15 protein-coding genes are annotated in these 13,269 nt (G+C 64.0%); 7 read left to right on the top strand and 8 right to left on the bottom strand.

The window, feature by feature from the left end; translation table 11 throughout:
- Positions 1 to 11: 11 nt before the first annotated feature.
- The 5 genes from I6F24_RS23000 (at position 12) to I6F24_RS22980 (ending at position 4,316) form a co-directional block, all read left to right on the top strand.
- On the top strand, positions 12 to 935 hold the full coding sequence (locus I6F24_RS23000; RefSeq protein ID WP_036038986.1) for an ABC transporter permease: 924 nt from the start codon (positions 12 to 14) through the stop codon (positions 933 to 935).
- Positions 932 to 1,753, top strand: a complete 822-nt coding sequence (locus I6F24_RS22995; RefSeq protein ID WP_036025317.1) for an ABC transporter permease — start codon at positions 932 to 934, stop codon at positions 1,751 to 1,753. The genes I6F24_RS23000 and I6F24_RS22995 overlap by 4 nt, the downstream gene beginning before the upstream one ends.
- The gene (locus I6F24_RS22990; protein ID WP_225151794.1) at positions 1,750 to 2,730 is read left to right on the top strand and encodes an ABC transporter ATP-binding protein; all 981 of its coding nucleotides are present in this window, start codon (positions 1,750 to 1,752) and stop codon (positions 2,728 to 2,730) included. The genes I6F24_RS22995 and I6F24_RS22990 overlap by 4 nt, the downstream gene beginning before the upstream one ends.
- Positions 2,723 to 3,745 (top strand): oligopeptide/dipeptide ABC transporter ATP-binding protein, encoded by a 1,023-nt coding sequence (locus tag I6F24_RS22985; protein ID WP_225151791.1) that lies wholly within the window; start codon positions 2,723 to 2,725, stop codon positions 3,743 to 3,745. The genes I6F24_RS22990 and I6F24_RS22985 overlap by 8 nt, the downstream gene beginning before the upstream one ends.
- Before the next feature lie 346 nt (positions 3,746 to 4,091).
- A complete protein-coding gene (locus I6F24_RS22980) occupies positions 4,092 to 4,316 on the top strand; it encodes a hypothetical protein (protein WP_036025312.1) in 225 nt (74 codons plus the stop codon).
- Between the two features lie 12 nt (positions 4,317 to 4,328).
- On the opposite strand, the gene I6F24_RS22975 is transcribed toward I6F24_RS22980, so the two are convergent.
- Complete coding sequence (locus I6F24_RS22975) at positions 4,329 to 4,955, bottom strand: LysR family transcriptional regulator (RefSeq protein WP_036010249.1); 627 nt, start codon at positions 4,953 to 4,955, stop codon at positions 4,329 to 4,331.
- 129 nt (positions 4,956 to 5,084) lie between these two features.
- Here I6F24_RS22975 and I6F24_RS22970 point away from each other — a divergent pair, with 129 nt between their 5' ends.
- Positions 5,085 to 5,477, top strand: coding sequence for a RidA family protein (locus I6F24_RS22970; RefSeq protein WP_036025366.1), 393 nt, complete (start codon positions 5,085 to 5,087; stop codon positions 5,475 to 5,477).
- Positions 5,478 to 5,523: 46 nt separating this feature from the next.
- Positions 5,524 to 6,228: an L-2-amino-thiazoline-4-carboxylic acid hydrolase gene (locus I6F24_RS22965; protein WP_036025311.1), complete on the top strand. Its 705-nt coding sequence runs from the start codon at positions 5,524 to 5,526 to the stop codon at positions 6,226 to 6,228.
- Between the two features lie 357 nt (positions 6,229 to 6,585).
- Here the strand turns inward: I6F24_RS22965 and I6F24_RS22960 are convergent, their stop codons facing one another.
- The 7 genes from I6F24_RS22960 to I6F24_RS22930 all read right to left on the bottom strand — a co-directional run bounded on the left by I6F24_RS22960 (position 6,586) and on the right by I6F24_RS22930 (position 13,255).
- Positions 6,586 to 7,116: a VOC family protein gene (locus tag I6F24_RS22960; RefSeq protein ID WP_036025310.1), complete on the bottom strand. Its 531-nt coding sequence runs from the start codon at positions 7,114 to 7,116 to the stop codon at positions 6,586 to 6,588.
- A 103-nt stretch (positions 7,117 to 7,219) separates the two neighbouring features.
- On the bottom strand, positions 7,220 to 8,068 hold the full coding sequence (locus I6F24_RS22955) for an alpha/beta hydrolase (protein ID WP_036025309.1): 849 nt from the start codon (positions 8,066 to 8,068) through the stop codon (positions 7,220 to 7,222).
- 51 nt (positions 8,069 to 8,119) lie between these two features.
- Positions 8,120 to 8,944 carry an oxidoreductase gene (locus I6F24_RS22950; RefSeq protein WP_036025307.1) on the bottom strand — a complete coding sequence of 275 codons (825 nt, stop codon included), beginning with the start codon at positions 8,942 to 8,944 and terminating at the stop codon, positions 8,120 to 8,122.
- Between the two features lie 58 nt (positions 8,945 to 9,002).
- On the bottom strand, positions 9,003 to 9,677 hold the full coding sequence (locus I6F24_RS22945) for a L,D-transpeptidase (RefSeq protein ID WP_225151790.1): 675 nt from the start codon (positions 9,675 to 9,677) through the stop codon (positions 9,003 to 9,005).
- 130 nt (positions 9,678 to 9,807) lie between these two features.
- Complete coding sequence (locus tag I6F24_RS22940; protein ID WP_081492944.1) at positions 9,808 to 10,416, bottom strand: TetR/AcrR family transcriptional regulator; 609 nt, start codon at positions 10,414 to 10,416, stop codon at positions 9,808 to 9,810.
- Positions 10,417 to 10,715: 299 nt separating this feature from the next.
- The gene (locus I6F24_RS22935) at positions 10,716 to 11,741 is read right to left on the bottom strand and encodes an ABC transporter permease (RefSeq protein ID WP_225151787.1); all 1,026 of its coding nucleotides are present in this window, start codon (positions 11,739 to 11,741) and stop codon (positions 10,716 to 10,718) included.
- An 11-nt stretch (positions 11,742 to 11,752) separates the two neighbouring features.
- The gene (locus tag I6F24_RS22930) at positions 11,753 to 13,255 is read right to left on the bottom strand and encodes a sugar ABC transporter ATP-binding protein (protein WP_225151785.1); all 1,503 of its coding nucleotides are present in this window, start codon (positions 13,253 to 13,255) and stop codon (positions 11,753 to 11,755) included.
- Positions 13,256 to 13,269: the final 14 nt, after the last annotated feature.

Raw genomic sequence — 13,269 nt, 5'->3', positions numbered from 1 at the left:
GAAAAGTTGAGATGCTCGCGTTCCTGATCCGCCGCGTCCTGCAGACCATCCCGACCGTGCTCGCCGTGGTGCTGCTGGTGTTTGTGCTGTTCAGCGTCGTTCCCGGCAGCATCGTCTCGAGCATGAGCGACGACAGTGATCCGCAGGTCGAGCTGCGCATGAAGAAGCAGCTCGGCCTCGATCAGCCCGTCTATATGCGTTTCGGCGCCTACATCGCCGGGCTCGCGACCGGCGATTTCGGAACATCGTTCCGGACCCGTGAGCCTGTCACGACCATGATCGCCAAGCGGGCATGGCCGACGCTGCAGCTGATCTTCGCATCCATGGCGTTTGCGATTCTGCTCGGCGTGCCGCTCGGCTTCGTCGCCGCCTTGCGGCCGGGCAGCCTCGTCGACACCGTCTCGATGATGCTGGCAGTGTCCGGCCTGTCATTGGCCAAGTTCTGGCTCGGGCTGCTCTTGATGTACCTGTTCGCGCTCAAGCTCGGCTGGCTGCCGAGTTTCGGCTACGGTGACGGCAGCCTCAAATACCTGATCCTGCCCGCCGTGACGCTTGGCGTCTCGCCGATGGCGCTGCTGGCGCGGACGACGCGCGCCGCGGTGCTCGAGATCATGACCGCGGATTTCGTCCGCACCGCGCGCTCGAAGGGCATGAGCGAGACCAGGGTCGTCAAGTGGCACGTGATGCGCAACGCGCTCGTCCTCATCCTCACGACCATGGGCCTGCAGTTCGGCGCACTGATGGGGCAGGCGGTCGTGGTCGAGAAACTGTTCTCCTGGCCGGGCATCGGCTCGCTGCTGGTCGACAGCGTGCTCCAGCGCGACATTCCCGCCGTCCAGGGCTCCATCCTCGTCGTGGTGATGTTCTTTCTCGCGATCAATCTGTTGATCGACATGCTCTACGGCGTGATCGATCCCAGGATCAGATACGCATGAAGCTGCGCGCCAATCTCGTCATCGGGGGAGCGTTGTTCGCGCTGGCGATCGTGGTCGGTCTGCTCGCGCCATGGCTGGCGCACACCGATCCCGTGATGGACGCCAACCTCATGAATGCGGAGGAGCCGCCGAGCTGGACCTGGTGGTTCGGCACCGACGCGCAGGGCCGCGACATCTATTCCCGTGTCCTCTACGGCGCGCGCGTCTCGCTGACGGTCGGCATCGTCTCCCAGCTCATCAACAGCGTCATCGGCGTGGCGCTCGGCCTCAGCGCCGGCTATTTCGGCGGCTGGTGGGACGATGTCGTCAACGCCCTGACCAATCTCATGCTCGCGATCCCCTCGCTGATCTTCGCGCTCGCCATCATGGCCGTGCTCGGTCCCGGGCTGACCAGCCTCTTGATCGCGCTCGGGCTGACCAACTGGTCGTTCACCTGCCGGCTCGCACGGGCCTCGGCGCTGTCGCTGCGGAGCCAGGGCTATGTGCAGGCGGCCACCGTGCTCGGCTACGGTGACGTGCGCATCATGATCACGCAGCTCCTGCCGAACATGCTGGGGCCGATCGTCGTCATCGGCACGCTGGGCATGGGCAGCGCGGTCCTGTCCGAAGCCGCATTGTCGTTCCTCGGCCTCGGCGTCCGCCCGCCCTTTCCGAGCTGGGGCAGCATGCTGTCGGAAGCGCGCGAGCAGATCACGACGGCGCCGTGGCTTTCGATTTTCCCGGGCCTTGCCATCTTCCTCACCGTGCTCGGCCTCAATCTGCTCGGCGATGGTCTGCGCGACATCCTCGATCCGCAATCGCGGAGCCGGCGCACATGACAGGCAGCCCGCTGCTCGAGGTCGAGGATCTCCGCATCGATCTCGATGCCGGATCAAGACGCGTTGCGGCGGCCGAAGGCATTTCATTCCGTATCGATGGCGGCGAGACGTTCGGCCTCGTGGGCGAATCCGGTTGCGGCAAGAGCATCACGGCGCTCGCTTTGATCGGCCTGCTGCGGCCACCCTTGTCGATCGGCGGCGGCGTCATCCGGTTCCAGGGCCAGGAGATCCAGCACCTGTCCGCCGCCAGGCAACGGCAGCTGCGCGGCAATCGCATCGCCATGATCTTCCAGGAGCCGATGACGGCGCTGAACCCGGTCTCGCCGGTGGGGCGGCAGATCGCCGAGATGTTCGTGCTGCACAAGGGCAAGAGCTGGCGGGAGGCCAACCAGCTGGCGGTCGAGGCGCTCGCGAGCGTCCGCGTCCCCGCGCCGGAGCGGCGCGTGAAGGACTATCCGCACCAGCTGTCGGGCGGGATGCGCCAGCGCGTGATGATCGCGATTGCGCTCGCCTGCGGTCCGGACCTCTTGATCGCCGACGAGCCGACCACCGCGCTCGACGTCACCGTGCAGGCGGAGATCATCGAGCTGATGCGCAATCTGTGCGCCGAGCGCGGAACGGCGATCCTGATGATCAGCCACGATCTCGGCCTTGTTGCCAATGTCTGCCGCCGCGTCGCCGTCATGTATGCCGGCCGCATCGTCGAGGAGCGCGGCTCGGCCGACATCTTCCGAGCGCCCTCCCATCCCTATACGCAGGGCCTCGTCGACTCCCTGCCGCGTCTCGGCAGCCGTGCTGCGCTCGGCCGCAGCAGGCTGAAGGAGATCGCGGGCGTCGTGCCGGCGATCACGCGCTTCCCCGATGGCTGCCGGTTCAATCCGCGTTGCGCGCAGGCGACGGATATTTGCCGAACCACCGCGCCTCAGACGGAAGGGCTGGAGGCGGGCGGTTTCGTCCGGTGTCACCACCATGCATGAGCCAAAGGGGAGAGCGGATGACGATGTGATCCTCAGCGTGGAGGATCTCGCCGTTCATTTTCCGCTTGGAGGCGGCCTGCTGGGCCGCGGCCGTCGGCTGCTCCGCGCCGTCGACGGCGTCGACCTCAGGCTGAAGCGCGGCGAATGCCTCGGCCTCGTCGGCGAATCCGGCTCCGGCAAGTCGACGGTCGCATTGTCCATTCTGGGCCTGCTGACGCCGACGCGCGGCCGCATCGTGCTGGACGGGCAGGTCGTCACGAACCGGCAATCCGGAGACCGGAAAGCGCTCGCCCGCATCGTGCAGATCGTGTTCCAGGATCCCTACGCCTCGCTCAATCCGCGCCAGACCGTGCGCCGCACGTTAGAGGATCCCCTGCGCGTGCACGGGGTGACCGCGAAAAGCGAGATCGAGGACCGCGTCGCGACCATGCTGAGGCATGTCGGCCTGCGCCCCGATCAGGCCGATCGCTATCCGCATGAATTCTCCGGCGGCCAGCGCCAGCGCATCGGTATCGCTCGCGCGCTGATCCTCAACCCCAGAATCGTCATCTGCGACGAGCCGGTCTCGGCGCTCGACGTCTCGATCCGCGCCCAGATCATCAATCTGCTGCTGGAATTGAAGGACACGCTCGGCTTGTCCTACATCATGATCAGCCATGACCTCGGCGTTGTCGAGCACATGAGCGACCGCGTCGCGGTGATGTATCTCGGCCGCATCGTCGAGAACGGCAACTGGCGCGAGATCTTCGAGCGCCCCGCGCACCCCTATACGCAGGCTCTGATCGCGGCCATCCCCGATCCTCTGCGCCATGCGCCGCTGGCGACGACGGGCGGCGACCTGCCCAATCCGCTCAACCCGCCGAACGGCTGCGCCTTCAGCCCGCGATGTCGGCATGCGGAAGCGGTGTGCCGGAGCGAGCCGGGGCCAACGCTGGAGACGCGCGCAGATGGGCACGCGGTGCGGTGCTGGCGGAGTGAGGAGATTGCGGAGCGGATGGCCTTGACCCCAACCTGAAACGTGGAGGCGGAAATTTGTCGTCGGTCACAATCCCGCGCTCAAGAATTCGAGGAATGTGAGAGGGGACGCCGCCAGCATCGCTCCCACGCAAAATCCGACGGTTCCCAGTGCGATGGCTCCCAACCACCCGTGATGGGCCAAACTGTAGGTACCTCCGATGAAGGTGCGAACTCCCACCGCTGCAACGGCCCAGACGATCTGTGCGGCATTTTTAACTATTCGGCTCGTCGGTGCTTTACCTGGCGTAGCTTGCATCGACAACGTACAAACGCATTTTGGGGCGGCCCATTGTTGCGCGGGCTTGCGATGTACAGGTAATGAGACATCAGGTCGAACGGAAGCCATGGTACGTAACGTCAGCAATATTCCGACCGGGCGGACTTATTTGGGGTTCATCTTGGTTTGGACCATCGTCATGTTTTTAGTCTACCTGCTTTGCATTGCAGTATTTGCTGCCGGCCGTTGGATTGCTGGCCTGCTCATCGTCGTCCTCACTGCCTATTTTTTTGTTCGGCACTGCAATGCGATTGCCAAGCGCGCAAGGCGGGGGCTTGTGCGTCGTCCGTAGCCCGCTGGCGCCTCAACTCCCGAAGCCGCCGACCAGGCGCGGGCGACGGTCTGCGAGCGTTTTTGCCGCGGGCAGCGCGCGCAGCCATGCCCGAAAACTCACGATCTCCGGGCAATCCGCCGTGCCTTCCGGCGCAACCAGCCAATCACCCGGGCCCGATCCCTCGTTGATCCGCTCGCAGCGATAGCCCGGATGGTGGCTTACGCCGCGGGCGATCAGCACGTCCACCTTGCCCTCGACGAGCTCGTGCAGGCCGGCGGGCTGCAGCACGCTCAAACCGATGTCCGCATGTGCGCTGCGAAACGCCCCAAGTTCGAGGCGGCGCAGGTCGTAGCTGCCGTGGACCCCCACTTGCAGCAGCACCGTGCCTGCCGGCTTCAGCTGCGAGGTCGCCTCGGCAATGTGGCGGAAGCCTTCGGAGATCCCGGGCAGATAGGCCCGGCCGGCCTCGGTGAGGATGAGCTGCTTGTGCAGACGCTCGAACAGCTGCACGCCGAGGCGCGCCTCCAGCGCTTTCACCTGCTGGCCTACGGCCGCGGGCGTGACGTGGAGTTCGTGCGCGGCCAGCTTGAAGCTGAGATGGCGCGCGGCGGCCTCGAAGGCGCGGAGCGCGTTGAGCGGGGGCAGAGCGTAGGTCATCATTGCGCAGTTTGTCATGTAATGGCTGTGTGCTTGCAATAGATTTTCTTGCGCTGAACCGCAGCAATGATGCTTTGCGCTAGCGTGATGCCGCCGGATACGCTTGGCGCGCAAATCCGGAGAAACGCCATGCCTTCAGCTCACATCGTCAGCCACAATCCCGCAACCGTTCACCCGCCCGTCGGCGGCTACTGCATGGGCCTCGAGCTGAAGCAGCATCGCCGCCTGCTGTTCATCAGCGGCCAGGTGCCTCAAAATCCCGACGGCGCCGTGCCCGACGGCTTCGAGGCGCAATGCGAGCAGGCCTGGCGCAATATCAGGGAGGTGCTCGCCGCGGCAGGCCTCGGCATCGAGCACCTGGTCAAGGTCACCACGTTCCTGACTGATCGCAGCCAAGTCGTCACCAACCGCGCCATTCGTCGGGCCATGCTCGGGGAGCACCAGCCGGCACTGACCGTCGTGGTCGTCGAGACCGTCGACAGCAAATGGCTGCTGGAGATCGAGGCGATCGCCGCGGAATGAGGCGGCGTCGTCGATGTTGCGATGAGGCAAGCATATGAGGTGTCCAATGGCTGAGATTCATCCGTTCTACCAGACGCATCGCCATGCGATGGAGGCCGCCATGCGCGAGCGGATAGGCCTTGCCGAAGCGATGCTCCGCGAGCGCACGCATCTCTCCGACATCGACGCAATCAGGCAGGAGGTGATGGACGAATTCGCGGTCGTCCTCACCCAGATGCCCTATGTCGGCGGCGCGGCAAGCCGCATGAGCGATTTCTTCATGCGCCTCACCGGCTTCATGGCCATCAGCCGTGTGCTGCGGCGCCACTGCGTGCCGGTGCCCGTGATCGGGGAGATCGAGCGGGAAACCTACAAGGCGCAGCTGCTGCCGATGCCCGAAGCCGAGCGTCTCGCCGCGGGACGTCAGTTCATGTCGTCCGAGAACCAGGCCTTGCTGCGCGAGCAGGCTGCAAAGAGCGTTACACGAGCTCACCAAGCGGAGTTTCCGGAAGATTTCGTCTACGAGTTCGTCGAGCCGGGTCCGCAGGACAGCTTCGAATTCGGCATTGACTACAAGGCCTGCGGCTTCTGCAAGCTCGCGGCGCGGCATGGCGACAAGGATATCCTGCCGAACATCTGCGGCCTGGATTTCGTCGCCTACGCCGCGCGAGGCATCCGCCTGGAACGGACCCAGACGCTGGCCAGCGGCGCCAGCCACTGCGATTTCCGGTTTTCGCGGCTGCCGCCGGGCCAAGAGGGCAATCGCATGTGAACTACACGGGGACTGTCTGCGGGCTTGCTCGGCCTCTCCCGCTTGCGGGAGAGGCCGACGCGCCCCGGGCGATGCGAAGCATCGTCCCGCGCGCGGCGGGTGAGGGCTCTCACCGCACTGGGACGTCCTCAGCTCATCTCGATAATCCCAGCGCGGAGAAACCCTCTCCCCAACCCTCCCCCGCAAGCGGGGGAGGGAGCCCACTGCCGATGCCGCCGCATCGCGCACACCATTGCGATAGCCCTGCGCCGGCGCGGTGGATCCGTTACGACAGCCGTGGCAGCTGCGCCTCGTCGAACCTTCCGACCGCGTCGGCGTCGCCGCGACTTGACTGATGCGGATCCTTCTTCGCCCTGCTCAGTCCTCGTCCTGCCACCTGCGCAGATCCGTCTGGTCATGATAGGCCATGCGGTCCGGCGTGGTGATGAATTCCATCGTCGTGCCCCACGGCATGCGGCAGTAGCAGACTTTGTTTCCAGGACCTTTCTCTGTTGCATATGGAATGGCGCGCGGCGCGGTGAGGGGTGTGCCTCCTGCCTTCTCGAAGCGCGCGACCGATGCGTCGATGTCGTCGGTGTAGAGAGCGAAGTGCGTGATGCCGAAGTCGCTGGCCCGGATCGGCTTGGCTTGCTCGGGACCGTGCATTTCGAAGAGCTCGATATCGGGTCCGGTTCCAATCTTGACCATCGCCTGCGCACGCACGACCGTTCCGGGAAAAGCGCCGACGGCCCGCTCGAATTCGGGTCCCTGCCGCGGCGGATCCTGCGGTCCGAAGGACTGGTAGATCACCTGGCCGCCGAAAGCTTCCGCCAGGAACGATTTAGCTGCTTCGATGTCGGGCACCGTGATGCCGATATGGTTGACGCCGCGAATGACGGGTGTGGTCATGCCAGTCTCCTTTTGCTGTTGATTTGATCCATCGCGCTTCTGCGGCGCAATTCGCCCGCAGCCTCGCAATCCGCCGGGCCCGCGACGGCGCGGGCGCCGAGTGTCAATTGGCCTCGAGGAACTCGATCAGCGCGGCTGCGACTTCATTTGGCCGCTCGTCCGCGACATAGTGGCTGCACCGCGCGATCGAGCCGCCCCTCACATTGGTTGCGAACTCCTTGAGCATCGGCACCATCTGCGCACCGAACCGCTGCTCCCCACCCAGGCCAAGCACCGGTATCTCGAGCGGTTGCTTCTTGTATTCGAGCGCAGTCGCATGATCGGCGGTGAAGGTGCGATACCATTCCATACCGCCGCGCGTGCGGCCAGGAAGCGCCATTGCCTTGGCGTAGATCTCGATGTCCGCCGGATTGAAGGTGCTGTGATCGTAGAACCGCTCGGCCATGAAGGTCGAAACATAGTCATATTCGCGGCCATGAATCAGGCGCTCGGGGAGGTCCCGGTTCATATGGAAGCCGAAGTGCCAGAGCCTTGCGGTCGTCGCCTCCCATCCCGTCCAACCGGGAAGCGGAACGTCGAGGACGGCCAGGTGGGTAACAGCCTCCCGATAGATGGCGGCCTGTGGCAAGGCGACCATTCCGCCGATATCATGACCGCACACGGCGTAGCTTTCATGCCCGAGGGCAACCATCACGTCATGCGCGTCGCGCGCCATCGTCGCCTTGTCATAGCCGTCGAGCGGACAGTCGGAAAAGCCCGCGCCGCGCAGATCCATGGCCACCACGCTGAAATGCTCGGCGAGCAGCGGCATCACCTTGTGCCATTCCCACCATGTTTCAGGCCAGCCGTGAAGCAGAAGAATCGGCGGGCCTGAACCTCCCGTGACGGCATTGATCTTGATGCCGTTCCCCGGCACCAGCTGCTGGGTAAAGCCCTCTAAAGTTGCGATCATGATCGCTTTCCAGTCGGATGTTGACGTTCAGACAAAGCTCGCGGCCAGCGCTCAGGGCTGGTCGAAATCAGTGGCGATCGTGATGTTGCGCCAGGCGTCGATATCGCTGCGGAAGGCAGCCAGCTTTCGCTCGGCGATCGCGTGCGCGGTCGGGCCGAGCGGCAGATGAAGCGGGGCGTCATCGGCGTCGACGGCCTGCAAGATCACCGCGATCGCCTTGTCGGGATCGCCCGCCTGACTGCCGTTGTTGGTTTCGCGGTAGTGCCTGCGCGAGCTCGTGGCGTATTCCGGCATCTCGTTGGCCGCCATGGTGATCGAACGGCCGAGGAAATCGGTGCGAAACGGCCCAGGCTCGACGATCAGCACCCGAATGCCGAACGGCTGCAGCTCGCCGGCGAGCGCTTCGGAAATCCCTTCCACGGCAAACTTGGCCGCGTTGTAATAACCTGCGCCGCCGCCGCCCGCGATGCCGGCGCCGGACGACATGTTGACGATCGTTCCGCGCGAACGTCGCAGGACGGGCAGGGCGGCTCTGGTGGTTTCGATGAGACCGAAGACGTTCACCTCGAACATCGGCCGATATTCCTCGGGTGTGCCTTCCTCGATCGCGCCGAACAGTCCGTAGCCGGCATTGTTCACGAGCACGTCAAGCCCGCCAAAGGTCTCGACCGCCTTTGCGACCGCTGCCCTGGCTGCCGCCGCATCGGTCACGTCGAGAGGCAAAGTGATCATGCGGCCGCCGAAAGGCTCGGCCATTTCCTCGATCGTCTTGACGTTGCGGGCCGTCGCGACGACGCGATCGCCGCGCTGTGCTGCAGCGAGCGCGAGCCGCTGGCCGAAGCCGCTCGAGCAGCCTGTGATGAGCCAAGTTTTCATTGCTTCTTCTCCGAGTTGTTTTCAGGCGACAAGCCCCGATTGGCCCAGCCAGTCGCGCTCAAGAATCCAACGCCCGGCTGCGCTGAATCACGACGACGCGACTTCCGATCTTGACGCGGCGATAAAGATCGATGATGTCTTGGTTGATCAGTCGAATGCATCCGCTGGAAACAGCGCCGCCGATGGTCTCAGGCTCAGTCGTTCCATGAATCCGGAACAATGTGTCCCGATCGCCCTGATACAGGTATAGAGCGCGGGGACCGAGCGGATTGCCAAGGCCGCCCACCATCCCGTCTGCGAGATGTCGATACCGCGCCGGTTCCCGATCCATCATGTTCTTGGTTGGGCTCCAATGCGGCCATTCTGCCTTTCGCTTGATGATGGCAGTACCCGCAAAGGCAAGTCCCTCTTTGCCGACGCCAATGCCGTAACGCATCGCCTTTCCGTCTTCCTCCACCAGGTAGAGATGACGAGCAGCCGTATCTACAACGATCGTTCCGACCGGCTCACCCGTCGGATAGTCCACGCGCTGGCGCAACATTTCTGGATCGATGGCGGATATGTCGACCGCTGGTATTGTGTGAGGTCCGTCGGTCAGCTGCGCATATTCAGCAGGCGTACCGCTGAAATCTGCCTGAACCAGACCCCTGTTGCTGGCGCAACCCGACAGCAGGACTGTTACTGCGCCGATCACCGCGATGCGTGCGAAGTGCCGTGCGTGTGAGTACGTCATATCAATTCCTGAACCTATGCCCGTCTAACCGGATATGACGAGCTGCATGAGCGACGTCGAAGCTTCGAGATCCTCTCGAAAGGGCCTTCGGTATAACCGTGATAGGAACCGATTGGTTCCTTATTAAGCTTTAAAAAACGGTCTCCATCAGGAGATCGATATTTTTCAGCATGTCGTCGCGACGCGATCCAACCTTTCCAAGAACCCTCATGCCCTGGGCATGGGCGACGATAAAGTGCGCAATAGCACGGGGGTCGCGACCCTTCCTGATTTCGCCGGCAGCTTGCCCTTTCGCGACGGTGGCGGCGAACAGGTCTTGAAGCCTGGCGAAAAGACGCTTGATCAGGTCTGCGATCTCTGGATCTCCCGGCAACATCTCAGCGGCGGTCAATACGGCGAAACATCCGCGAACACCTTTGCTTCCAGATGACAGATCCGCATACCGTATGAGAGCGTTGCGGATTGCCGCCTTCGGCGAAGGATCGGATCGAAGAACCTCTTGAACGTTCCGCAGGCCGTCTTCGGTATAGAGCTTGAGGGCGTGCAGGAAGACAGATTTCTTGTCGCCGAAAGCCTTGTAGAAGCTGCCTTTCGAAAGCTTCATTCCGGCGAGAAGGTCGGGCAACGAGGCGTCGTGATAGCCGCGATCCCAGAAGACCTGCATTGCGCGCTTTACGGCCTCGTCGAGATCGAACTCACGGGGGCGGCCGACGGGGAGCTGAGAATTGGAAGCCATCATGCAGGCAATATAGACCAAGTGGTTCCTAAATGCAATGGGGAGCAATGCTGGAGATCGGATCGAAGGGACGTGCTGGAAGAGGCTGTCGAACAGGCGCAATATGTTGGTCAGCAATGACGGGGAAGCGGCGACCGATCGAAGCCGCCGCCATCACGTTCCCATACCGCTGTTTTGCCCGACGAGTCAAAACCGACTTCGCAAAATCCGCACGCTCGCAGGGTCTCCGGCAAGCCATTGATTCTGCTGGCCCCGGCTACTGTGCATGGGGTTGTTTTCGCAACTTTTGCTTTGGCAGCCGTCTACTCCGCCGCTTTTTCCCTCAAGCGCTGCGCGTAGACGTTGATGACCAACGCCGCCAGCAGGATCAGGCCGCGGATCAGGATCTTCAGGAAACTGTCGATGTTGACGTGGTCGAGCCCGTTGTTGAGCACGCCAAGCACGAACAGTCCGACGATGGTGTTGCCGATGCCGCCGCGGCCGCCGAACAGGCTGGTGCCGCCGACCACGACGGCGGCGATGGAATCGAGCAGATAGGTGTCGAACTCGTTCTGCTGCGCGCTGCCGAAATGGGCGACGCCCAGCATGCCACCGATGCCGGAGCAGACCGCCGAGATCACCATGACCGCGCCGAGGATGAGCTTGACGTTGAGGCCGGAATATTCGGCCGCCTCGCGGTTGCCCCCGACCATGTAGACGTAGCGGCCGAACCGCGTGTAGGTCAGCACCAGATGGCCGCCGAGCAGCATCAGCGCGGCGATGATGACGAGCCAGGGGATGCCGCCGATCGAGCCGGAGCCGAGCGTGGTGATCAGGCCCGGCACCTTGTAGGCGATCTGGCCGCGCACCAGCAGCGCGGAGATGCCGGCGGCGATCTGCATCATCGCCAGCGTCATGATGAAGGAGGGGATGCCGATCACGGTCAGCCCCACCGCGTTGACGAGACCGAGCAGGGCGCAGAGCAGGAGCGACAGGATGATCGCGACGGCGCCGGGCAGGGGGATGTTGGCGATGTTGACGTAGGATTCCTGCAGCGTGAAGTAGGCGACCGCAATGCCCGTGACGTTGGCGATGCTGGCGACCGACAGGTCGATTTCGGCGCAGAGGATCACGAAGGTGAGGCCGACAGCGATGATGCCCGTCACCGACACCTGGGTCAGGATGTTGCCGAGATTGTCGAGCGTCGCGAAGGAGGGGCTGGCGAAGGCGAAGAAGGCGGTGAGGAAGATCAGCGTCAGGAACGGGGCGATGTTGCGCATCTGCGAGCGCAGGAAGGGGGCAAGGCCCCGCGCCCTCCGTCCTGTCGCCAAAGCCGTCTCGCTGCTCATGTGCTTCTCCGTCACGCCGCTTCCAGCAGGCGGTCCTTGCTGACCGGCTCGTTCTTGAATTCCCGCACCAGGGCGCCGCGCTTGAGCACCAGGATGCGATCGGCCAGCGACAGCACCGTTTCCGGCTCGGTCGACAGCACGATGATCGCGAGCCCCTTTGTTCTGAGGTCGCGGACGATGTTGATGACGTCGTTCTTGGCGCCGACATCCATGCCGCGGGTCGGCTCGCACAGCACCAGCAGCTTGGGCGGATAGGTCAGCCATTTCGCCAGCGCGACCTTCTGCTGGTTGCCGCCCGAGAGCATGCCGAGATCGAGGCCGACTACCGGCGGCCTGATCTGCAGCTGCTCGACCTGACGCTTGGCGATGTCGCGCTCCTGCGCCGGCTTGAGCAGCAGCGAGGAGATGCGGTCGAGAATGCTGATCGAGATGTTCTTGTAGACCGGCTCCTGGTGGAACAGCATGTCGCGCCGGCTCTCCGGAACCAGCGCCACGCCGGCCCGCCGCGCCGCCGCCGTGCTGGCGAAGGTTTTCGGCACGCCTTCGACGGCAAGCGTGCCGCTGTCCGGCTTCAGCTTGCCGAACAGGATGCGCGACAGCTCCTGCTGGCCGCAGCCCATGAAGCCGTAGATGCCGAGCACCTCGCCGGCGCGGGCCTCGAACGAGACGTCCTGAAGACTGCGGGACAGCGACAGCTGGTCGACCCTGAGAATGACGTTGCTGTCGCTCGGCTGCGGCAGCATCAGATCGTCGGTGTAGCTATGCTCGAGCGCCTCGCCGCCGCGGCCGATCATGGCCTCGATCAGCGCGCCCTTGCTGGTCGCGGTGCTCGCCGTCTCCGCAACCTTGCGGCCGTTGCGGAACACGGTCACCGTGTCGGACACCAGCAGGATGTCTTCGATGAAATGCGAGATGAAGACGATCGCAGTGCCTTCCTCGCGCAGCCGCCGGAGCGTTGTGAACAGGCGCTCGACCTCGGGCGGGGAGAGGGCGGAGGTTGGCTCGTCCAGGATGACGATACGCGCGCCGGAGAACAGCACGCGCGCGATCTCGATCAGCTGCTGCAGCCCGATCGGAAGGTCGCCGAGCCGTGCCATCGGATCGACGTCGATGCCGAAGCGGGCGAGCTGCTCGCCCGCCTCGCGCGCCATCCGCCGCCATTGCACGAGGCCGAAGGCGTTGGTCGGCTGGTTGCCGAGGAAGACGTTCTCCGCGACCGTCAGGTCGGGCGCGACGCTGAGCTCCTGGTGCACCATGGCGATGCCGGCGGCGTGCGCATCGCGCGCCGAGCGGAAATGCATCTCCTGGCCGTCGACCAGGAAGCGGCCGGAGAACTCGGTGTGCACGCCGGCGATGATCTTCATCAGCGTGCTCTTGCCGGCGCCGTTCTCGCCGACGAGACCGTGGATCTCGCCGGGATAAAGCGCGAAGTCGACACCACGAAGCGCTTCGACGCCGCCGAAGCTCTTCGTGATGCCCTGCAGTTCCAGGATGGGCTGTTGTCCCACGCTCATGAAGGATCTGGAGG

Source organism: Bradyrhizobium sp. BRP23 (genome assembly GCF_020194135.1).
In the GTDB taxonomy this organism is placed as follows: Bacteria; Pseudomonadota; Alphaproteobacteria; order Rhizobiales; family Xanthobacteraceae; genus Bradyrhizobium; species Bradyrhizobium yuanmingense.
This window is presented reverse-complemented; position numbering and strand designations above follow the sequence as displayed.